General features: G+C 58.0%; 16 protein-coding genes and 4 pseudogenes. 9 read left to right on the plus strand and 11 right to left on the minus strand.

Annotation, left to right across the window (positions count from 1 at the left end; translation table 11 throughout):
- The coding region (locus tag ROE7235_RS15650) for a phage terminase large subunit family protein (RefSeq protein ID WP_183073540.1) at positions 1-1,409 on the plus strand (1,409 nt) is incomplete at its 5' end.
- A gap of 38 nt (positions 1,410-1,447) precedes the next feature.
- Here the strand turns inward: ROE7235_RS15650 and ROE7235_RS15655 are convergent.
- The 7 genes and pseudogenes from ROE7235_RS15655 to iolD form a co-directional block, all read right to left on the minus strand.
- A pseudogene (locus ROE7235_RS15655) lies at positions 1,448-1,519 on the minus strand (SEC-C metal-binding domain-containing protein); the annotation flags it as partial.
- A gap of 199 nt (positions 1,520-1,718) precedes the next feature.
- Positions 1,719-2,635 (minus strand): annotated as a pseudogene (locus tag ROE7235_RS15660) (IS3 family transposase); the annotation flags it as partial.
- A gap of 236 nt (positions 2,636-2,871) precedes the next feature.
- On the minus strand, positions 2,872-3,861 hold the full coding sequence (gene iolG, locus ROE7235_RS15665; protein WP_121096444.1) for an inositol 2-dehydrogenase: 990 nt from the start codon (positions 3,859-3,861) through the stop codon (positions 2,872-2,874).
- Positions 3,862-3,872: 11 nt separating this feature from the next.
- The gene (locus ROE7235_RS15670) at positions 3,873-4,706 is read right to left on the minus strand and encodes a class II fructose-bisphosphate aldolase (protein WP_121096428.1); all 834 of its coding nucleotides are present in this window, start codon (positions 4,704-4,706) and stop codon (positions 3,873-3,875) included.
- Entirely contained in the window at positions 4,703-5,557 is an 855-nt protein-coding gene (locus ROE7235_RS15675) for a 5-deoxy-glucuronate isomerase (protein ID WP_121096429.1), read from the minus strand. The genes ROE7235_RS15670 and ROE7235_RS15675 overlap by 4 nt, the downstream gene beginning before the upstream one ends.
- A gap of 10 nt (positions 5,558-5,567) precedes the next feature.
- Positions 5,568-6,545: a 5-dehydro-2-deoxygluconokinase gene (gene iolC / locus ROE7235_RS15680; protein WP_121096430.1), complete on the minus strand. Its 978-nt coding sequence runs from the start codon at positions 6,543-6,545 to the stop codon at positions 5,568-5,570.
- On the minus strand, positions 6,545-8,410 hold the full coding sequence (gene iolD, locus ROE7235_RS15685; protein ID WP_121096431.1) for a 3D-(3,5/4)-trihydroxycyclohexane-1,2-dione acylhydrolase (decyclizing): 1,866 nt from the start codon (positions 8,408-8,410) through the stop codon (positions 6,545-6,547). Before iolD ends, iolC begins: the two co-directional genes overlap by 1 nt.
- Before the next feature lie 125 nt (positions 8,411-8,535).
- Here iolD and ROE7235_RS15690 point away from each other — a divergent pair, with 125 nt between their 5' ends.
- From ROE7235_RS15690 to ROE7235_RS15700, 3 genes are read left to right on the plus strand one after another with little or no spacing between them, the layout of a single operon-like run.
- Entirely contained in the window at positions 8,536-9,633 is a 1,098-nt protein-coding gene (locus tag ROE7235_RS15690) for a Gfo/Idh/MocA family protein (protein WP_183073541.1), read from the plus strand.
- Between the two features lie 19 nt (positions 9,634-9,652).
- A complete protein-coding gene (locus tag ROE7235_RS15695) occupies positions 9,653-10,543 on the plus strand; it encodes a TIM barrel protein (RefSeq protein WP_121096433.1) in 891 nt (296 codons plus the stop codon).
- Between the two features lie 10 nt (positions 10,544-10,553).
- Positions 10,554-11,687 carry a Gfo/Idh/MocA family protein gene (locus tag ROE7235_RS15700; RefSeq protein WP_121096434.1) on the plus strand — a complete coding sequence of 378 codons (1,134 nt, stop codon included), beginning with the start codon at positions 10,554-10,556 and terminating at the stop codon, positions 11,685-11,687.
- A 1-nt stretch (position 11,688) separates the two neighbouring features.
- On the opposite strand, the gene ROE7235_RS15705 is transcribed toward ROE7235_RS15700, so the two are convergent.
- On the minus strand, positions 11,689-12,687 hold the full coding sequence (locus tag ROE7235_RS15705; protein WP_121096435.1) for a LacI family DNA-binding transcriptional regulator: 999 nt from the start codon (positions 12,685-12,687) through the stop codon (positions 11,689-11,691).
- A gap of 186 nt (positions 12,688-12,873) precedes the next feature.
- Here ROE7235_RS15705 and ROE7235_RS15710 point away from each other — a divergent pair, with 186 nt between their 5' ends.
- The 3 genes from ROE7235_RS15710 (at position 12,874) to ROE7235_RS15720 (ending at position 15,788) form a co-directional block, all read left to right on the plus strand.
- Positions 12,874-13,824, plus strand: coding sequence for a sugar ABC transporter substrate-binding protein (locus tag ROE7235_RS15710; protein ID WP_121096436.1), 951 nt, complete (start codon positions 12,874-12,876; stop codon positions 13,822-13,824).
- Between the two features lie 75 nt (positions 13,825-13,899).
- On the plus strand, positions 13,900-15,012 hold the full coding sequence (locus ROE7235_RS15715; RefSeq protein ID WP_121096437.1) for an ABC transporter permease: 1,113 nt from the start codon (positions 13,900-13,902) through the stop codon (positions 15,010-15,012).
- Positions 15,012-15,788: an ATP-binding cassette domain-containing protein gene (locus tag ROE7235_RS15720; protein WP_121096438.1), complete on the plus strand. Its 777-nt coding sequence runs from the start codon at positions 15,012-15,014 to the stop codon at positions 15,786-15,788. Before ROE7235_RS15715 ends, ROE7235_RS15720 begins: the two co-directional genes overlap by 1 nt.
- A gap of 625 nt (positions 15,789-16,413) precedes the next feature.
- On the opposite strand, the gene ROE7235_RS15730 is transcribed toward ROE7235_RS15720, so the two are convergent.
- Entirely contained in the window at positions 16,414-17,595 is a 1,182-nt protein-coding gene (locus ROE7235_RS15730; RefSeq protein WP_121096440.1) for a phytanoyl-CoA dioxygenase family protein, read from the minus strand.
- 79 nt (positions 17,596-17,674) lie between these two features.
- Here ROE7235_RS15730 and ROE7235_RS15735 point away from each other — a divergent pair, with 79 nt between their 5' ends.
- Together ROE7235_RS15735 and ROE7235_RS20975 are read left to right on the plus strand one after the other, a co-directional pair.
- On the plus strand, positions 17,675-18,700 hold the full coding sequence (locus ROE7235_RS15735) for a LacI family DNA-binding transcriptional regulator (RefSeq protein WP_121096441.1): 1,026 nt from the start codon (positions 17,675-17,677) through the stop codon (positions 18,698-18,700).
- Positions 18,701-18,878: 178 nt separating this feature from the next.
- Positions 18,879-19,619: pseudogene (locus ROE7235_RS20975) on the plus strand (transposase); the annotation flags it as partial.
- A 253-nt stretch (positions 19,620-19,872) separates the two neighbouring features.
- Here the strand turns inward: ROE7235_RS20975 and ROE7235_RS15745 are convergent.
- Both ROE7235_RS15745 and ROE7235_RS20670 read right to left on the minus strand, forming a co-directional pair.
- Positions 19,873-20,103, minus strand: a complete 231-nt coding sequence (locus ROE7235_RS15745) for a hypothetical protein (RefSeq protein WP_121096442.1) — start codon at positions 20,101-20,103, stop codon at positions 19,873-19,875.
- Positions 20,104-20,231: 128 nt separating this feature from the next.
- Positions 20,232-20,692: pseudogene (locus ROE7235_RS20670) on the minus strand (transposase); the annotation flags it as partial.
- Positions 20,693-20,821 lie beyond the last annotated feature (129 nt).

The raw sequence follows: 20,821 nt of genomic DNA on the forward strand, positions 1-20,821 counted from the left end.
AGGTCGACGCGTATCCGGCCTCGGCCGACGAGGAAGGCGATCCGGTGACGCTGGCCGAGGCGCGCTCGCTGACCTTTGCCCACCGGCGCAAGGTGTTCCTCGTCTCGACGCCGACGATCCGGGGGCTCTCCCGAATCGAGCGGGAGCTCGAGGCGTCCGACCAGCGCCGCTTCTTCGTGCCATGCCCGCATTGCGACGCAATGCAGTGGCTGAAGTTCGACCGGCTGCGCTGGGAGAAGGGGCGGCCGGAGACGGCGGAGTATCTCTGCGAGGGCTGCGACGGGGCCATCGCGGAGCACCACAAGACGGCGATGCTGGAAGCGGGCGAATGGCGCGCGACCGCCGAGCCGGAGGACCCCGGCACCGTCGGCTATCACCTCTCGGCGCTCTACTCGCCGGTGGGCTGGCTCGGCTGGGACCGGATCGCGCGCGCCTGGGAGGCGGCCCGAGGCTCGGACGAGGCGATCAAGGCGTTCCGCAACACGATCCTCGGCGAGACATGGGTCGAGAGCGGCGAGGCGCCCGACTGGCAACGGCTGGCGGATCGCCGCGAGGCATGGAAACCGGGCACCGTGCCAACAGGCGGTCTGTTCCTGACTGCGGGAGCGGATGTTCAGAAGGATCGCATCGAAGTCGATGTCTGGGCTTGGGGCCGCGGGCTGGAGAGTTGGCTGATCGATCACCTGGTCATCGAGGGCGGGCCCGGCGACCCGGCGTGCTGGCAGCAGCTGACCAATTTGCTCGGTCAGACATGGGAACATGCCTCAGGTCAACCGATGACATTGGCCCGCCTAGCCATCGACACGGGCTACGAAACCAGCGCCGTATATGCCTGGTCTCGACAGGTCGGCTTCGCGCAGGTTGCCCCGGTCAAAGGCGTCGAGGGCTTCAACCGCTCGAGCCCGGTCACTGGCCCGACGTATGTGGACGCGACCATCGCAGGCAAAAGGCTGCGGCGCGGGGCGCGGCTTTGGACGGTCGCCACTTCGACCTTCAAGACCGAGACCTATCGCTATTTGCGCCAGGACCGGCCGACGCGGGAGGAAATCGAGGCTGGGCATCTTTGCCCGCCCGGAACCATCCATCTGCCAAACTGGGCGGACGGCGAGTGGCTGAAGCAATTCACGGCCGAACAACTGATCACGGTGCGCACCAAACGCGGCTTTGCCCGGCTGGAATGGCAAAAGCTGCGCGAACGCAATGAAGCTCTGGATTGTCGCGTCTATGCCCGGGCAGCCGCATGGATATTGGGCGCTGACCGTTGGTCCGATGCGCGGTGGACTGATCTGGAAGCACAGGTCGGGATTACGGCGGAGGACATGGCTGATGACGGGGCGGGAAACACCACGCCCGCTTCTCGGCGCGCGGGACCACAGCGGCGAACCGTGCGCTCAAGTTACATGAGGTGAAGGGGCTGGAAACGCAGGTTCATGTTGGCCGGGCCGGTTCAATGCAGGCAGCATTTCTTGAACTTCTTGCCGCTGCCGCAGGGACAGGGATCGTTGCGGCCTAGTTTGTCAGGTGTCTTTGTGAGGGCCTCTGTCCAGGGGGCCACGCGCAAGGCGTTGTCAACTTTGCGGGTCTTCTGCTGGACGAGAAACTCATCGGTATAACAGTGCCATTTCGACAACTCATCGATGGCATTGGTGATCAGGGCTTTCTGGTAACGACGGTTTGCGGGAGAAACACCTTCGTTGAGAGTGGCCTCCAGATCCTCACGGTGATTCTGGGGCGATAAAGGCTGTTTTGGCACCCACCGCGCCGATCCACGCGCGCACTTTCTTTGCAATAAATTCCGCCCCATTGTCAGACCTTATGTATTCCGGCGGCCCGCGCAGGATGAACAGATCAGTCAGCGCATCGACCACGTCTGTTGAATTAAGTTTTCGTTTGACGCGGATCATCAGCGCCTCCTTTGTAAACTCATCAATGATATTCAGCGTGCGATATACGCGTCCGTCATGGGTCCGATCCTGAACAAAGTCATAGGACCAGACGTGGTTCGGACGCTCCGGCCGCAGCCGGACGCACGACCCGTCGTTCAGCCACAGCCGACCCTTCTTGGGTTGTTTCTGCAGAACTTTCAGCCCTTCCCGCCGCCAAATTCGCTCAACACGCTTATGATTTACATGCCAGCCGCTGTTGTTCAGCATCCCGGTAATCATGCGATACCCATAGCGTCCAAACTCTTCTGTCAGTGCGATGATGTCCTCGGTCAGCCGTTCTTCGTCCGGCAAGCCACAAGGAACCTTGCGCTGTGTCGAACGATGCTGCCCGAGTATGCGGCAGGCCCGGCGCTCAGATACGCCGAGAGCCTGCCGCACATGATCAATGCACTGACGGCGGCGGGAAGGGCTTAGAAGTTTCCCTGTGCAGCCTCGGTGAGGATCATCTTGTCCAACGTCAAATCCGACACCGCGCGTCTCAACCGAGTGTTTTCGGTCTCCAACTCTTTGAGGCGCTTGAGCTGATCGCGGCTCATACCGCCATACTCTTTACGCCATAGATAATAGCTCTGAACCGTCACACCAATCTGCCGCACAGCTTCCGCCGTCGACCGTCCTTGCCCTTGCAGCACTTCAACTTGTCGCAGTTTCAGCACGATATCTTCGGGCTTCTCTCGTTTTCCAGCCATCCTTTGGTCCTCCTGAAATCGGGATAAACATATCCCAGTGGGTGGACCACTTCAGTGGGGGCATTCCAGCAGATGACAGATGCCTCATTCCGCGCGCGGATATTTTTCGCCGCATAAATGGTCTGTCGTGCCCTTCGACGCCACAGGTGTCTTCATCAGCTTTAGTCCTCATCGACAAGATGAACCAGAAATCCTCCGTCGATCCGATCCTCAATTTTGCCCCACGAGTGCTGACATCAGACAATTTTAACCGGTTGGCCGGACATCAACGATGCGTGGGCGGCATCGGCCAAGACTTGCGCATGCAAGCCATCGGAAATAGACGGCGATTGCTGTGCGCCGGATGTGAGTGCCGCAACAAACTGCGTCAACTCTGCCATATATGCGGCCTCATAACGTTCCAGAAAGAAATGTTGCGCAGGGGCCGTGCGAAAGCCCGCATCGGTCGCAATTTCAACCGTGTGGTTGCGCTTGTTTTCGGCGCGCAGCATGCCTTTGGAGCCGTGGACTTCGATACGTTGGTCATATCCGTAGGTGGCGCGGCGCGAATTGCTGATTTGGCAAATTTTGCCGGAGGCAGTCGTGAGCACGACCGCAGCCGTGTCCACATCACCGGCAGCGCCAATCGCAGGGTCCACCAGCGCGGAGCCGACAGCAAAAACAGACACGGGGTCTTCACCCAGCAAAAACCGCGCCATATCGAAGTCATGGATCATCATGTCGCGAAAGATACCGCCAGACGATTTGATGTAGCTGACCGGCGGCGGGGCAGGGTCGCGCGACAGGATCGAGACCAGTTCGACCGCGCCAATGTCGCCATTCAAGATGCAGTTTTTCAGATGGGCAAAGCTGGGATCAAAACGGCGGTTAAATGCGGTCATGAAGGGGGTGTTGTTTGCGCGCACAACTTCCATGCACGCGCGGATACGCGCGGCGGACAAATCAACCGGTTTTTCACAGAAGATGGCTTTACCGGCTTTGGATGCCGCATGGATGATGTCGTAATGCGTGTCTGTCGGGGTGCCGATAATGACGGCGTCAACCTCCGGATTTGCGATGATCGCATCTGTAGTTTGCACACGCGCGCCGGTTTTATCGGCCAGCTTTTGGGCTGCTTTCGCATGGAAATCCGAGACCGAGACTACTTTCGCTTCGCTCATCCGCAGAATGGTCGCCGCATGGACCTGACCGATGCGACCACAGCCAAGAATACCGATATTTATCATAGCTTTGCCTGTCATGTTTGGGGGCGAAACGCGCGCAGTACGGTGCGGGTGGCCGCGACCAGCGGGTCGTGGGTGTCTTTCAAAATCTGGATGCGGTCAAACCGGTCGGGGTCGCTGTTGACAGCTTCGCCCAGGGCCGCGCCGAAGGCCATGCGCAATTCCGTGCCGATGTTGAATTTACACACATTCGATCCGCGCGCCAGTGCGGTGCGTTGCGCCAGGGGCACGCCGGAGCCGCCGTGAATGACCAGCGGGATGGTGGTCAGCGCCTCGATCGCGCGCAGGCGCGGCTCGTCCAGCCCGCCTTGTTTGTCTTGTTGCAAATGAACATTACCGACCGAAATGGCCATCGCATCGACGCCGGAGTCGCGCGCGAATTTTGTGGCGTCTTCGGGGTCTGTGCCTGCGGAATTTTCGCCATCCGCGTAGCCGACAAAGCCGATCTCGCCTTCGCAGGATATTCCGGCGGCATGGGCCAGTTCGGCAATGGCTGCGGTTTCGTCGATGTTTTGCTGCAGGCTTTTGCGCGATCCATCATACATCAGCGAGGTAAATCCGGCGTCCAAAGCCTGCTTACACTCGTCAAATGTGTAACCATGATCCAGATGCGCCACCACAGGCACACTGGCGTTCTCGGCCAGATGGCGGAACATTTTGCCAAGCACCGGCAGGGGCGTATGGGCGCGGCACGACGGTCCCGCCTGCAAGATGACGGGGCAGTTTTCGGCCTCGGCGGCGGCGACATAGGCGCGCATATCTTCCCAGCCCAGCGTGACCAGTCCGGCTACAGCATAGTTGCCGGTCAGCGCTGGTTGCAGGACCTGCGCCAAGGTCGCAAGCGTCATTTGAACTTCGCAATCATGTTTTTGATGCCCGGAATGGTTTCGACCTGCGCGGCGTGTGTCGGCTGGAAATATTGCACCAGACTGCGCTGGCTCAGCCCGCCGAGGATGGTGAAATAATACATTTCGTAGCCCGGCATCACGGCGCAGGGGTGATAGCCGCTGTCGAGCATGATCGTGGAGCCGTCCATCAACTGGTGCGCGTCGCCGGGTTTGCCTTCCTCGCGCTGGATGATCTGCACGCCGGAGCCGTGGTTGGGTTTGAAGCGAAAGTTATAGGTCTCGTCGTGGCGGGTTTCGATGATGGTGCCATCCGCATCTGTACGGTCTGTGTCGTGTTTATGCGCGGGAAAGCCCGACCAGCCGCCTTGGCCGACGGTGAACAATTCGGACACCAGCAAGCGCCCGACTTTGTCGTGATATTTTGTGCCAAGGATGTGTTTGATTTTGCGGTGTGTTTTGGTGTCGTCGCTGCCGTATTGCACTTTGTCCAGATCGGCCACGCGTACGTCGAACGGGTCCAGCACCTTGTCGTATTTTGCCCCGGCGATGAAGGTTTCGGTGTCGCGGGTAGCCACGATCGTGACTTTGGCCCCGACGGGGACATAAACGCCTTCCGGCTCACCATCCCAGACATCGAGGGTGCGCTGCCCAAGCGCCGCGTATTTGACGCCTTCGACATCGACATCAACGGTGCCCGTCGCGGGGACGATGCAGGTTTCATAACCCGGCACCTGATATTCAAATGCCTCTCCCGCTTTCAGTTTAACGATGTTAAAATAGTTTAGCGGTACAGTCGGATCGTCTGCATCCACGATGGGTTTGTTTTTATTGTCGTGCGGTGCGATATGCATGTGACATTCCTTAGGCAGCTTGCGTGGGGCCGGGGTGTTCGGCGAGAAAAGTTTCGAGGTCGGCAGGAAACGGCATGGCTGGCGCGCAGCCGGGTTTGGCCACGACGATGGCGGCGCAGGCTGATCCGCGCAGCAAGGATGTTTTCAGATCATGGCCGCTGGCCAGTGATGTCAGAAGTCCGGCCATAAAACTGTCTCCCGCGCCGGTGGGTTTCAGGGCGGTCACAGGGTAAATGCCCGTCGCAATGACCTCGCCGCCCGCAAAGGTCACAGCACCATGTTCGCCCCGTTTGTAAATGACGATGGCCACATCACGCGACAACGCCCGCGCGCGGGCTATACCTTTGTCTTTGTTTCCCGCCATAAAGCCAAATTCATCATCATTGCCGACGATCACATCTGACAGTGCGCCAGCGCGCGACAGCACATCTTGCGCGACCTGCGGGCTGGGCCAGCTGTAGGGGCGGTAATCAACGTCAAAAATAATCGGCAGCCCGGCGGCGCGCGCCAGCTCAAAGGCGAGGAATGTAGCCGTGCGCGACGGCTCAGACGCGAAGACAGTCCCGGCGGTAATCAGCGCGCTGAATTGGCTGTAATCCACCGCTTCTACATCTTGAATAGTCAATTCAAAATCTGCAGCGCCGTTACGGTAGATGACTGACTGATGGCCTTCAACACGGCTTTCATAAAGCGCGAGCGATGTGCGAAATTCCCCGCTAACAGCCGTGACATATTGCGTACCAACACCATATTCGCGCAGCTTTTTGACGCAAAAGCGCCCCACTGCATCGTTCGACACCCGCGTCACAAGCGATGCCTGACCGCCGAGTTTCACCAGACCGGCGGCGATATTGGCCGATGACCCGCCCATGTCGGCAGTATAGGATATCGCGTCTTCCACGGCGACACCGTCGGGCGGAAACAAATCCATACCCACGCGGCCCACAACCACAAAGCGGTTTTGTTTGATGGCGGCGATCACATCCATCACACGCCTTTCCGCTGCTTGCTGCGTCCGGCTTCGGTCTCGTGGTGTTTTTCCGCGACTTTGGGGTTCTCGGTGATATGCGGTGTGCCGACTTCCCACCAAGCGTGGCCTTGTGTTGTCCAGCCGTCATAAGGGTCGACCTGCATGACTATGACGCTGGTCTTTTCGGCAGATTTTGCGCGCAGGAACGCGGCACCCAGCTCGGTTGCGTTCGACACTGTTTCCGCGTTGGCCCCCATCGATGCGGCGTGGGCCGCAAAATCGACCGCAAATGATTTCGGGATTGTCGGGCTGTCGGCGATCAGGTTGTTGAAACTTTCATTGCCTGTGTTGTTTTGCAGCTTGTTGATGACGGCGAAACCACCGTTGTCGAGCACCAGAATGATCAGTTTTTTCTGCGTCAAGACAGATGAATAGATGTCCGAATTCAGCATCAGATAGGACCCGTCGCCGGTGAAAACGATGGTGTCTTTGTCAGGCTCGCGTTCGGCCTGCGCGATGCGCGCGCCCCATCCGCCCGCAATCTCGTAGCCCATGCAGGAAAACCCGAATTCCACATCGACGGTGCCGATGTCTTTGGTCTGCCAATGGGCCGTCACCTCTGCAGGCAGTCCACCTGCGGCGGCCACAACACGGTCGCGCGGATCGCACAGATCGTTCACCGCGCGGATTGCTTGCGCGTAGGAATTTGGCCCATTGCCGACGGTCGTGATGTCATCGGTATAAGCCACCCATTTGACCCGCTCCGCTTTGGCGAAATCGACCCAAGTTGCGGGGGTTTTATAGCCATTCAGACCATGCCCGAATGCGATGAGGCCCAGCTTCGCATCCCCGATCACCGGCATGGAGAGGTGCTTCATCGCGTCATGGCGGCCCACGTTCAGCCCGATGATGCGGGCGTCTTGCGCGAAGGCTGTCCATGATCCGGTGGTGAAATCCTGCAACCGCGTGCCCACGGCCAAAATCACGTCTGCCTGCTCGGCGATGGCATTGGCGCTGTCGGAACCGGTCACGCCGACCGGCCCGATGTTCAGCGGATGATCCTGATGCAGGTTCGCGCGCCCCGCGATGGTTTCGACCACGGGAATATCATGGGCCACCGCAAAATCCGTCAGGGCAGCGACCGCACCGGAATATTGAACGCCCCCGCCTGCGATAATCATCGGGCGCTTAGCGTTTTTAAGCTGGGCCACCGCATCGGCAATCTCCGCTGCATCGGGTGGTTGGCGGCGAACACGATGGACGCGTTTGTCAAAAAAGCTTTCGGGATAGTCAAATGTCCAGCCTTGCACGTCTTGCGGCAGGCCGATGAAGGCAGGGCCGCAATCAGCAGGGTCCAACATGGTAGCAATGGCCGCAGGCAATGAATTCAGGATTTGCGCCGGATGCGTGATCCGGTCCCAGAACCGTGTCACCGCCTTGAACGCATCATTCACGCCCAGCGTCGGATTGCCGAAATGTTCCAGCTGTTGCAGCACCGGATCGGGCAGGCGGGTGACATAGGTGTCGCCGCACAACATCAACATTGGAAGGCGGTTTGCATGGGCCAAAGCCGCACTGGTCAGCAGGTTCGCGGTGCCCGGCCCTGCGCTGGCCGTGCAAAACATGAACCGCTGGCGCAGCCACTGTTTGGCATACCCTGCCGCGGCGAACCCCATGCTTTGCTCGTTCTGTCCGCGATACAGCGGCAGGGCGTCGCGCGCGTCATACAGCGCCTCACCCAGACAAGTGACATTGCCGTGGCCGAAAATCCCAAAACCGCCGCCGCACAGGCGCATGTCCTGCCCGTCCACCACGATATATTGGTTGGCCAGATATTTGATAATCGCCTGCGCCGTTGTCAGCCGGAGTGTCCCATTCGTCATTCGTTTATTTCTTTCGCAAAGTCGCAAAGTCGCCGAGGCGCGTTTGTCGCTTGCACGGTTTCGAATCCAAGGATACTAACTTTGCAACCGGTTGCAAACCTAAATTTACGCGGAAGAGGCGGCTCATGACGGAAATCGGCATTGGAATCATTGGTGGCGGCTATATGGGCAAGGCGCATGCTGTTGCCATGTCGGCTGTCGGTGCTGTGTTTAATACCGCGCTGCGCCCGCGCCTTGAAATGATTTGCGCCAGCTCGCCCGCGTCGGCGGAAAAATATCGTGTGGCCTACGGGTTTGCGCGCGCGACCGACAGCTGGCAGGTGTTGGTGAATGATCCAAAGGTGGAGGCTATCGTCATCGCCTCCCCGCAAGAAACCCATTGTGACATCGCGCAGGCCGCCTTCGCGCTGGGCAAGCCGGTGTTTTGCGAAAAACCGCTGGGCGCATCGCTGGAACAAAGCCGCGCGATGGTGGCGGCGGCGCAGGGGCACACGAATATGGTGGGGTTCAACTACATCCGCACGCCCGCCAGTCAATTTGTGCGCCAGTTGGTTGCGCAGGGGGCAATCGGCGATGTCACGTGGTTTCGCGGGGAGCATACCGAGGATTTTCTGGCCGACCCCGACAGCCCCGCAACATGGCGCACGCAGGGCGATGCGAACGGTACCATGGGCGATCTGGCGCCACATATGATCAACGGCGCGCTGGCCCTGATCGGTCCGATCCGCGCGGTTATGGCGGAGGTTGAAATCGTCCACACATCGCGCCCCGGTGGCAGCGTCACCAACGATGATCACGGGCAGATGATGTGCCGCTTTGCGAACGGGGCCATGGGGCAAATGTATTTCAGCCGCATCAGCCACGGGCGAAAAATGGGCTACGCCTATGAAATAACAGGCACAAAGGGCGCAATCCGGTTTGATCAGGAAGATCAGAATGCGATCTGGCTTTATACGACGGACGAGCCCGAAGCCACGCGCGGATTTCGCAAAATCCTGACCGGCCCCGCGCATCCCGACTATTTGCCGTTCTGCCAGGGGCCCGGTCACGGCACCGGATACCAAGACCAGATCATCATCGAAGCGCGCGATTTTCTGCAAGCGATTGAAACCAAAACACCCGTCTGGCCGACCTTCCGCGATGGCATGGACGTGAATCAGATCATTGCTGCGGCCATGGCGTCGAACCGGACAAAAACATGGGTCGATGTGGCCTCCCTCTAATACTTCGAAAGGCAAGAAAATGACGATCAAGATAGGCAACGCCCCGTGTTCATGGGGCATCGAATTTCCCAGTGATCCGTCCTATCCGACGTGGCAATCGGTTTTGGATCAATGCGCCGGTGCGGGCTATAAAGGCATCGAACTGGGGCCGATCGGCTTCATGCCCGAAGACCCTGCCGTGCTGGCCCCGGCCTTGGCTGAGCGGGATCTGGAAATCATCGGCGGCGTGGTGTTTCGCGCCTTTCACGACCCTGCGATGTGGGATGATGTGATGGATGCCAGCATCCGCACCTGCAAGGCGCTGGTCGCCCACGGCGCGCAGCATCTGGTGTTGATCGACAGCATTTCACCGCGCCGCGCGCCCACCGCAGGCCGCGCCACCGAAGCCGAACAGATGGACGCGGCGGAATGGGCCGCGTTTCGCGACCGCATCGAGACCATCGCAAAAATGGGGACCGAGGAATATGGGCTTACCGTCGGCATTCACGCCCACGCGGCAGGCTTCATGGATTTCGAGCCCGAGCTTGAGCGCCTGCTGGACAAGGTGGACGAGCGCATCCTGAAAATCTGTTTCGACACGGGGCACCATTCTTACGCGGGGTTCGACCCGGTGGCGTTCATGAAGCGCCATATGGACCGCATCAGTTACATGCATTTCAAGGATATTGATCCTGGGGTGAAGGTCGATGTGGTGGCCAAAAGCACAGATTTCTACACGGCCTGCGGGCAGGGGATTTTCTGCAATCTGGGGCAGGGCGACGTGGATTTTGCGGCCGTGCGTCAGGTGCTGCTGGACCATAATTTCGCGGGCTGGTGCACGGTGGAACAGGATTGCGACCCCTCCATGCCCGGCACCCCGATGGAAGATGCGAAGGCAAACCGCGAATATCTGCAAAGCATTGGTTTTTAAGGGGAACACTATGACGCGTTTGAATTGGGGCATGATTGGCGGCGGCGAGGGCAGCCAGATCGGCCCGGCGCATAGGCTTGGCGCGCAGGCCGATGGCAATTTCGCGCTGGCGGCGGGGGCGCTAGACCATGACCCGCAAAAAGGGCGCGATTATGCGCAACGTTTGGGGGTCGCGCCGGACCGCGCCTATGGCGACTGGCGCGAGATGCTGGCGGGCGAAACCGGACGCGACGACCGCGTTGATCTGGTGACTGTGGCCACGCCAAACTCCACACATTTCGAGATCACCAAATCCTTCCTTGAAGGCGGGTTCAACGTGCTGTGCGAAAAGCCGATGACCATGACCGTTGAGGAGGGCGAGGAGATTGTGAAGATCGCCTCTAAAACCGGAAAGATTTGCGCGGTGAATTACTGTTATTCGGCCTATCCGATGGTGCGCGAAATGCGTGAGATGGTGCGCACGGGGCAGGTGGGCAAGGTCCGGCTGATAGTGACGAATTTCAGCCACGGCCATCACGGTGACGCCACGGACGCCGACAATCCGCGCGTGCGCTGGCGCTATGATCCGAAGATGGCGGGCGTATCCGGCCAGTTTGCAGATTGTGGCATTCATGCGCTGCATATGGCCAGTTTCATATCTGGCCAGCAGGTGCGCGAGCTGAGTGCTGATTTCGCTTCAACCATTACATCGCGCGAATTGGAAGACGACGCGATGGTGAATTTTCGCATGGATGGCGGCACCGTCGGGCGGCTTTGGACCAGCTCCGTCGCCATCGGGCGCCAGCACGGATTTGACATTCAGGTGTTTGGCGAAACCGGGGGCATGCGCTGGGCGTCTGAGCAACCAAACCAAGTGTATTACACGCCGGTTGGCGGGCGCACCCAGATCATGGAAAAGGGCGAAGGCGGGTTGTCGGACGAGGCGGCGCGCCTGTCGCGCGTGGCCATCGCCCATCCCGAAGGGTTCCCGCTGGCGGTTGCCAATATTTACGTCGACCTCGCGGCGTCCATCCGGGGCGAGGTGCGCGACGGCTTGCCCACGGCCGAGGACGGCGTGCGTTCGATGGCGGCGGTGCATCAGGCGGTGCAATCGGCCAAGGCCAAAGGCGCATGGGTTGATGCGCGCCCACCAATGTTTCGGTAAATTAAGGGCGCGGGCGTAACGTCCCGCGCTCGATCACCTGACAGGGAAACAGGCGCGCTTCGGGGTAGCGGTCCGGCTCGTCGAGCATGGCGGCCATCAGTTCGACGGATGAATTGATGATCTGCTTTATCGGTTGGCGCACAGTCGTCAGCGCGATGTTTTCCCAGCCCGACATTTCCATATCGTTCAGCCCGATCAGGCCCACGTCCTCGGGTACCCGTTTGCCCACATCCTTCAGCGCACTCAGCGCGCCGATGGACAGCACGTCATCGCCGCAAAAATACGCTTCTGCGAGATCGGTTTGCGCAAGGCGCAGCATTTCTACACGCCCCGCTTTGAAGGAATAGGCCTCAGCAAAGGAGTGGCTCACTGCGATTTCAGGGTGCAGGGCCATTTCGTTCATGAACCCTTCGAGGCGATCAACTGTGGAGGTGGCGCTCTGTGGTCCGCCAAGGAACCCGACTAATTTGTAATGACGCGCCACAAGCTCGCGCGCCGCCAGGCGGCCCGCCGCGACATTATCAATGCCCACGACATGGACTTCGGGACTGCTGGAATGTCGACCGAAGGTATTTACGACCGGGATTTTCTTGTCTCGGAATGCCTTTGAGAACTCCGGTGGCAGGGTCGAGGACGCGACGATCACCCCGTCGACCGAATACTGCTGCAACATTCTGACCGAACTTTCGGGATCGGTTTCACTGCTAAGGTTCACCAAAAGGGGCCGCAGGCCCCTATTTTGAAGACTGCGGGTAAAAAGATCAAAGACCTCAAGAAAAATCGGATTGTGGAAGTTGTTGGACACAAGCCCGATCAACTTGGTACGCCGCGTAGCCAGCGAGCGGGCTAGAAAGTTCGGGCTATAGCCCAGCTCTGTTGCGGCTTTTTCGACTTTGCTGCGCATTTTAACGGAGACAGACGCGCCTTCGGTAAACGCGCGCGACACAGCTGAGGTCGAAACGCCCGCCCGTTCTGCGACATCTTTCAGCGTTGGCACCATTTTTTATATCCATCAAATTCGCTGTTTCCGTTGTGACTAACCCACCCCGCCTGACGCCGCAGTAAAAATATTTCTGGTTCTTTTTGCAAGCGGTTGCAAGAATATCGAATCCGTGCTTTGATCATAATTGCTCAGGGATGTGTAATGCCCGGCAGCCATCGATTTGACGTTCTTGGGAGGAACAAAATGAAATCTGCAATGAAGAAACTAATGTTGACGGCCGCTGTGATTGCGTCCCCGCTGATGGTGTCTGCTGACGGGCACGGCGATAATCTGACCTATATTCTGGTCAGCCATGCGCCTGATTCGGACAGCTGGTGGAACACTGTGAAAAACGGTGTGGCCCTTGCTGGTGAGCAGATGGGTGTGACTGTTGAATACCGCAACCCGCCAACGGGTGATCTGGCGGATATGGCCCGCATCATCGAACAGGCAGCCGCCGCCCAGCCCGATGGTATTATCACAACGCTGGCTGATTTTGATGTGCTGTCCGGCCCGATCCGCGCAGCGGTTGACCAAGGTATCGACGTGATCATCATGAACTCGGGCACGCCCGATCAGGCCCGTGAAGTTGGCGCGCTGATGTATGTCGGCCAGCCTGAATATGACGCAGGGTTCGCGGCGGGCCAACGTGCCGCCGGTGACGGCGTTGGCAGCTTTCTGTGCGTGAACCACTACATCAGCTCACCCTCGTCAACCGAGCGGTGCCAGGGTTTCGCAGATGGTCTGGGTATCGATTTGGGCAATCAGATGATCGACGCTGGTCAAGACCCTGCTGAAATCAAGAATCGCGTTCTGGCCTACCTCAATACCAACCCTGATACCGATGCCGTTTTGACGCTTGGGCCGACGTCTGCCGATCCGACGATCCTTGCATTGCAGGAAAACGGAATGGCCGGTGATATCTATTTCGGCACATTCGATCTGGGCGAAAATATCGTCGCAGGCATCAAGGATGGCACGATCCAGTGGGGCATTGACCAGCAGCCGTTCCTGCAGGCCTACCTGCCGGTCGTCGTTCTTGCAAACTATGACCGTTATGGCGTTTTGCCCGGCAACAATATCAACTCCGGTCCGGGTTTTGTCACGGCGAGCGGCCTTGAAAAGGTCGAAGAGTTTGCTGGTGAATTCCGGTAGAAGCGACTGAGCGACGGGGCGAGGCGGCTTTGCCGTGCTCGCCCTTTTTCCATGTACTTTAGGATTGGTGGGGCCATGACTGACACATCCAGCACTGACGAACGGGTCAAAGAAATGTCCGGCCTGCGCCGTGCCATGATCCGCCCCGAACTGGGTGGTATGGTTGGTGTCGTGGCCGTTTTTACCTTTTTCCTGCTTTTCGCCTTTGATAGCGGCATGTTCAACATGCAAGGTGTCATGAACTGGACGACCGTTTCGGCGCAATTCATGATTATTGCTGTGGGCGCCTGTTTGTTGATGATCGCGGGTGAATTCGACCTCTCTGTGGGGTCGATGATCGGGTTCGCGGGGATGATGATTGCGATTTTTGGCGTGGTGCTGGGGTGGCCCATGTGGATTGCGATCCTGATTACCTTTGCGATCTGCATCGCGTTTGGGGCCCTGAACGGCTACATTGTGGTCAAAACCGGATTGCCGAGCTTTATTGTCACGCTGGCCACGCTGTTCATTTTGCGCGGCTTCACCATTTTCATCCCACAAACCGTTGAAAGCAAAACCATCATCGGTGGTATCCGCGAAGCAGCCGAGGGCGATTGGCTGGCACCGCTGTTTGGCGGCAAAGTAGGCGGCCCGATTTTTCAATGGCTAGGCGACAATGGTTGGATTTCGACCTTCACGCGCGGCAACCTCGAAGGCCAGCCGGTGATCGACGGGATCCCGATGCTGATTATCTGGGCGATTGCACTGGTGATTTTCGGCCATATCGTTCTAACGCGCACGCGGTTCGGCAACTGGATTTTTGCGGCGGGCGGCGATGCGCAAGCCGCCCGCTATGCCGGTGTTCCGGTGGATGCGGTCAAGATCAAGATGTTCATGTTTACCGCCTTCTGCGCCACTGTTTTTGCGGTCTGTCAGGTGATGGAGTTCGGTTCTGCCGGGGCGGACCGTGGCCTTCTGAAGGAATTCGAGGCGATTATTGCTGTGGTTATCGGCGGCGCGTTGCTGACGGGTGGCTACGGATCGGTGATTGGTGCCGCCCTTGGTGCCTTGATCTTTGGAGTGGTGCAGCAAGGCCTGTTTTTTGCGAATGTCGAAAGCTCGCTGTTTCGCGTATTCCTCGGCGTGATTTTGCTGCTGGCGGTCATCCTCAACACCTATATTCGCCGCCTGATCACGGGAGAGCGCTGATGGAACCGATCATTCAAATGAAAGGCATCGAGAAGCACTTTGGTTCGGTCATCGCGCTGGCGGGTGTCACGGTCGATTTTTATCCGGGCGAATGTCACTGCCTTCTGGGCGACAACGGCGCTGGAAAATCGACGTTCATCAAAACCATGTCCGGCGTCCATAAACCCACCCACGGCGAGATCATGTTCGAAGGCAAACCGATGCAGTTCGACGATCCGCGCGACAGTATCGCGGCCGGGATTGCGACGGTCTATCAAGACCTTGCGATGATCCCGCTGATGTCGGTCAGCCGGAATTTTTTCATGGGCAACGAGCCGATCAAAAAGATCGCGGGTTTGCGGTTTTTCGATCACGAGCACGCCAATGAAGTGACCATGCGGGAAATGCGCAATATGGGCATCAACCTGCGTGGTCCCGATCAGGCGGTCGGCACTTTGTCGGGCGGGGAACGCCAGACGGTCGCCATCGCGCGGGCCGTGCATTTCGGCGCGAAGGTGCTGATCTTGGACGAACCTACATCCGCGCTAGGCGTCCGCCAAACAGCGAATGTGCTGGCGACGGTGGATAAGGTGCGAAAACAGGGGATTTCGGTTGTCTTCATCACCCACAACGTGCGTCACGCAATGGCTGTTGGCGACCGCTTCACGGTTCTGAACCGGGGCAAGACCTATGGCACGGCTATGAAAGGCGAGATTTCCCCAGAAGAATTGCAGGATATGATGGCAGGCGGTCAGGAGTTGGCAACGCTGGAAGGGTCGCTTGGCGGCACGGTGTGACGCTGTCTGACGTCAGCACCCCTGGGCAGATTTCGGGGTTTGAATGAGGGAGGATTTCGAACTGGAGTGCCTCCACCACTGATCCGGTTTAATGTTCGTGCATGGTCGGCCTCTGGTCTACCGGGATGATGCTTTTGGGCGCTGGCTGAGGAGATCTCCCAGAGCGCTGTGCCCTCTCATCATGTTGTCGTGACGGCGCCACTTCCCGATCAGGATCTGGGCCTCGCGCCGGTACTAGAAGACCTCACCATTCAAAAACTCGCCCCGAACCATGCGTTGAAACTCTCGCTTAGCCGTTTTCCAAAAGTCCCGAGGCGGAATGAAGGCGGTTTCCTCGCAAGTGCTCCGATCCCTGTGCTTGTAAAACTTCAACCTGTCGAAGCTTAAGCGCGATATCTTCTGGCCTCTCTCGTTTTCCAGCCATCGTTTAGTCCTCCCAAAAACGGGACAATCATATCCCAATTGGTGGACTATTTCAGTGGGGGCATTCCACAGCCCGTCCTGCCAGATGCGACAAAAGCAGGTTTTGAACTCAGAGTGACCGGTTTCGGCAAGGCGATCCATGACTGTTTTGCGATCGCCGCATTTCTTAGCTAGCCGAGAAAATTATGCGCGTGACCTGCTGCTACGCAGTTTGCTTCGCACTCATTTGATCGAGGTGACTTGCAAACTCTTGGTCATTCATGCTCTCGGCAATTGCCCGCGCGAACAGCGCCTGCTGGGTTTCTGGTGCTAGGCCGCCTTTGGGGGGGTCACGATCCAGATTGGTTGGAAAGGAATACCCCTCTGCCGCCGCAGCAATCGTCGCGGCCAATTCTGATGCATTCAGGGTGCCATCATTGCGGGATTCCAAAGCGAATGGATACAGAAGCTTGCACATCTTGCGACGATCAACCGTCTCCATTGCGCGCCCAAAGGCAGAGGACACCTGCAACAGATTGGCCATACGGTGAATATTCTCACTCGTGTTCGCGCCTGCTGCATGAAACAGCGCGGGATTGAAAAATAAGGCGTCTCCTTTGGTCAAAGGCAGTTGGATATGACGTTCTTCAAAAAGGGTCTGAAAATCCGGACGTCGCCAGGCAGCATAGCCTGCGCGGTAAAGCTGCGAGAATGGCAGCAGTTTGGTCGGCCCGCTCTCGATTGGCATGTCGCAATGGGCGACAGCCCCTTGCAGCGTCAGCGCCGGCGACAGATCATGCACATGTGCGGGGTAATCAGAACTGATTTCAGCCGTCTGAAAGCCCAGATGGTAGTCCCTATGGACTTGTTGCGCAGCACCACCCGGATGGACCAGATTGACCTGTGCAGTCATCTGATAATTCGGCCCCAACCATGCCTCGCACACCGCCGCGATGGAGGTATTCGCAAAATAACGAAGAAACACATCAGGCGCATTTTCGCAGAGTTTTTGTAGTGAATTCCAAATACGATCATTGGACCCTGACGCCGCAAAATGATCCCCGCCCCCATCGCTTGCCAATTTCTCTTGGGCAATGATGGCTTCATAAATCGATGTTGCTTCGTCCAATACCGCAGTCTCTGCATAGGCCCCTCGCAGGACCAGAACGCCCGCACCATGCATCAGCACATGCGCCCATTCGGCCATGATCTTCCGCCGCAGTTCCTTGTCTTCGAGGGACGCCCGAAGCTTTTCCATATCATAAATCGGCGTGTTTTCTTGGATGTCAAACGCGTGCGGGACCGATACACGATCGAGCGATTGTTCAATCAGCGTTTGAAAAACGTTCAGGTCGCATGCGGCAGTCTCAAAATATCCAACTTTGGGTTCGATCTGGTCTTTCATGGTGCGTCTCCTCTGGTTGCACATAGCATGCAGCAGCACGGCCTTGATCCGATTTTAAAAATACATCAAGAACACATCAATGACACATCGCTTTCCACTGAAAGAAATAGCCCGACAATCGGGGCTCAGCCCGGCGACGATTGACCGTGCGATCAATGGCCGTGTCCATGTCAGCCCACAAACCAAGGCGCGGGTCACAGCGGCTATCGCCGAGCTCGAAGGACAAGAGGCCCAGCTTTCAGCACGGGGACGACGTCTGTTTTTCGATTTTGTCATCGAGGCACCAGACCGCTTTAGCCGCGAGATCAAACGAGCCGCCGAGGACGTATTGCCACGGATCGGAATCGCCGTTTGCCGTCTCAGATTTGTGATGCATGAAATCATGAATGAAGCGGACGTCTTGCAGGTTTTGGCGCGTATCGCAAAGCGTGGAAGCCACGGCGTTTGCCTGAAGACGCGCGATATCCCCGCGGTGCGGGCGGCTGTCGATGAATTGGCTGCATCAGGCATCCCCGTCATCACGCTTGTAACCGACCTGACCGCGACCCGGCGCATTGCCTATGTCGGGCTTGATAACCAAAGTGCTGGCCGGACTGCGGCCTATCTGATCTCAAAAACTGTTGGCGATGTCACTGGAACGGTCCTGACCTCACGGAGCAATGATCAGTTCTTGGGGGAGGAAGAGCGAGAGGTTGCATTCAAACTGACCCTGAAAGAGTTGTGCCCAAAGCTGCGCATTGTGGATGTCAGTAGCGAAGGCGCCGTTCTGCATAACAAGTCCAGTATTCTACATGGCGCAGTGGATCATTTGCGCGCAGTTTATTCCATGGGCGGTGGGAACCATACGATCCTGAATGCTCTTGCGCAGAATGGGCTGAAGCCTGATATATTCATCGCTCATGATCTTGATAAAGATAACAGGGCGTTGCTAAAAGCAGGTCGCCTTAACTTTGTTTTGCATCATGACTTGGGCGTTGATTTGGAAAATGTCTTTCATGCGTTTCTGTATCACCACAAGCTGACGCAAGACCCTTTGATGACAGCGATATCAAACGTACAGGTCGTAACGCCACAGAATGTCCCAGCCGAAAAGGTAAGACTGTAAAGATTGGGGCTGATCAAAGCAGACATCCGGGTGCAGAGATTGAACGACTGGTTTGTCCGGCGTCATGTATCAACCGTACCAAGCGCAGCGTGTGTGATGAGTTGACATGGCGCTGAAATAGTCGGCTCTCGGCCTGGTTTGCGGAACATGATTCACTCTTTGCACGGCGTGGGTGAAGATGCGTGGGACGGATGAGGCAAGCGGGTCACTGTACAGCTTTGTTGATCTGGAAGAGCGCATTCCCGCTCGGCATCCACTGCGCAGAATCAGGCAGGTGGTGAATGATGCGCTGGCCAGTCTGGATGCCAAGTTCGAGGCGCTCTACACCGATTTTGGCCGTCCTTCGGTCCCGTCGGAACGGCTGATCCGGGCGAGCCTGATCCAGATCCTTTTCTCGATCCGGTCACCCCGGAGGCGTGCCTTCGACACGACCCGGCAGTTGACGGAACAAATACAATATAACCTGCTTTTCCGCTTTTTCGTGGGCGTAGGGATCGACGATCCGGTTTGGGATGAAGGGTGCCCGGAAAACTGTCCAGTGGACAGATTTCAGGCAAAGGCAGGTGATATGCCCGCTGACGATGACCCGGGAAGCCCAACGGGACCCGGCAGCCCCGCCGAAGTTCACCCGGAGCCGGGGCAGTGCCGTGCTTCCATGGGTGGAGGAGGGTCAGAAAACGGTCCGGGGGACAGTTTACCCGACGACGGCGACGATGGAGAACCGCGCGGCACTCGACATGGTCCACCGCCACATCCGGGGTCGACACAGCGGCTGACGCTCGGCGTCAAATTCGTCGCCGACCTGCGCCAAGCCTGCGTGACCCCACATATCGCGCAGAAATCGAGATATTCAGCAATCGACGGTAGAACCACCCGGCGCGAAGGCTATGCCCTGTCTATCAAGCACCGAAAACAGATCGCGGAGGCTTTCGGCTGACAGAGCGCCCAGCCCAACGTGACAGATGCTGCGAAACGCTCCAACGGCTACAATGCGCAGTAAGCGGGCTTTGTAAACTCGGGTTCCGCTGTCAGAGCCGAAGGACCCGACCGACCCTTGCCGGCCATTCGTGCTCATTGCGTCTTGCGACCGCTGCCAGCCCAATTCTGTTGGTCGTGCAAAACTTAGCATGAAGCTGGCCGCATTCGTCGGCTGTGCGGGACGGAGCTACCGTTCATACGCGCCTCATCAATGCCACCGCGAGTTCACTCTTGCTTGCTAGTTCGGAAGCGAACGGTTCGGAAGTCGTGCACCCGAGGGTGATGGCGACATGGAACGGATTTCCCGTTTTAGCAAGATCATGATGCTTCTTTTGAAACGCAGCCAGCGCAAGCACATGCAGCAAAGGTCCAGAGAAAAAAAGGCCGCCGAAGCGGGGCGGCCTTTCGTTTTCTGGAAACGGCATGAGCCATCGCGCCCTCAGAACTCAAACGCCAGTCTCAGCTCGGCGCCGTAAGTGGTGAAGTCACCCGATCTGAGACCATCGACGAAGAAATCACTCGTCACCGTCAGGCCGGAGCCACTGTTGTGGCGGTAGCGTCCAAACTCTTCTGTCAGTGCGATGATGTCCTCGGTCAGCCGTTCTTCGTCCGGCAAGCCACAAGGAACCTTGCGCTGTGTCGAACGATGCTGCCCGAGTATGCGGCAGGCCCGGCGCTCAGATACGCCGAGAGCCTGCCGCACATGATCAATGCACTGACGGCGGCGGGAAGGACTTAGAAGTTTCCCTGTGCAGCCTCGGTGAGGATCATCTTGTCCAACGTCAAATCCGACACCGCGCGTCTCAACCGAGTGTTTTCGGTCTCCAACTCTTTGAGGCGCTTGAGCTGATCGCGGCTCATACCGCCATACTCTTTACGCCATAGATAATAGCTCTGAACCGTCACACCAATCTGCCGCACAGCTTCCGCCGTCGACCGTCCTTGCCCTTGCAGCACTTCAACTTGTCGCAGTTTCAGCACGATATCTTCGGGCTTCTCTCGTTTTCCAGCCATCCTGTCAACGGCGGAGACAAAACCGGCCATTTGGCGGCGCAAAACCAGGCCAGTGGCGGAGCACCAAGCGCCATGGCGCGTGCGCTCCCCAAATAGCTGGCGCGTGCCATGGCGCATTGGCCGGGAGGG

This window comes from Roseinatronobacter ekhonensis (genome assembly GCF_900499075.1).
GTDB lineage: Bacteria > Pseudomonadota > Alphaproteobacteria > Rhodobacterales > Rhodobacteraceae > Roseinatronobacter > Roseinatronobacter ekhonensis.

Coding starts and splice junctions, on each gene's coding strand:
- iolG (WP_121096444.1), bottom strand. CDS start 3,861: ATGATAAATATCGGTATTCTTGGCTGTGGTCGCATCGGTCAGGTCCAT.
- ROE7235_RS15670 (WP_121096428.1), bottom strand. CDS start 4,706: ATGACGCTTGCGACCTTGGCGCAGGTCCTGCAACCAGCGCTGACCGGC.
- ROE7235_RS15675 (WP_121096429.1), bottom strand. CDS start 5,557: ATGCATATCGCACCGCACGACAATAAAAACAAACCCATCGTGGATGCA.
- iolC (WP_121096430.1), bottom strand. CDS start 6,545: ATGGATGTGATCGCCGCCATCAAACAAAACCGCTTTGTGGTTGTGGGC.
- iolD (WP_121096431.1), bottom strand. CDS start 8,410: ATGACGAATGGGACACTCCGGCTGACAACGGCGCAGGCGATTATCAAA.
- ROE7235_RS15690 (WP_183073541.1), top strand. CDS start 8,536: ATGACGGAAATCGGCATTGGAATCATTGGTGGCGGCTATATGGGCAAG.
- ROE7235_RS15695 (WP_121096433.1), top strand. CDS start 9,653: ATGACGATCAAGATAGGCAACGCCCCGTGTTCATGGGGCATCGAATTT.
- ROE7235_RS15700 (WP_121096434.1), top strand. CDS start 10,554: ATGACGCGTTTGAATTGGGGCATGATTGGCGGCGGCGAGGGCAGCCAG.
- ROE7235_RS15705 (WP_121096435.1), bottom strand. CDS start 12,687: ATGGTGCCAACGCTGAAAGATGTCGCAGAACGGGCGGGCGTTTCGACC.
- ROE7235_RS15710 (WP_121096436.1), top strand. CDS start 12,874: ATGAAATCTGCAATGAAGAAACTAATGTTGACGGCCGCTGTGATTGCG.
- ROE7235_RS15715 (WP_121096437.1), top strand. CDS start 13,900: ATGACTGACACATCCAGCACTGACGAACGGGTCAAAGAAATGTCCGGC.
- ROE7235_RS15720 (WP_121096438.1), top strand. CDS start 15,012: ATGGAACCGATCATTCAAATGAAAGGCATCGAGAAGCACTTTGGTTCG.
- ROE7235_RS15730 (WP_121096440.1), bottom strand. CDS start 17,595: ATGAAAGACCAGATCGAACCCAAAGTTGGATATTTTGAGACTGCCGCA.
- ROE7235_RS15735 (WP_121096441.1), top strand. CDS start 17,675: ATGACACATCGCTTTCCACTGAAAGAAATAGCCCGACAATCGGGGCTC.
- ROE7235_RS15745 (WP_121096442.1), bottom strand. CDS start 20,103: ATGCCGTTTCCAGAAAACGAAAGGCCGCCCCGCTTCGGCGGCCTTTTT.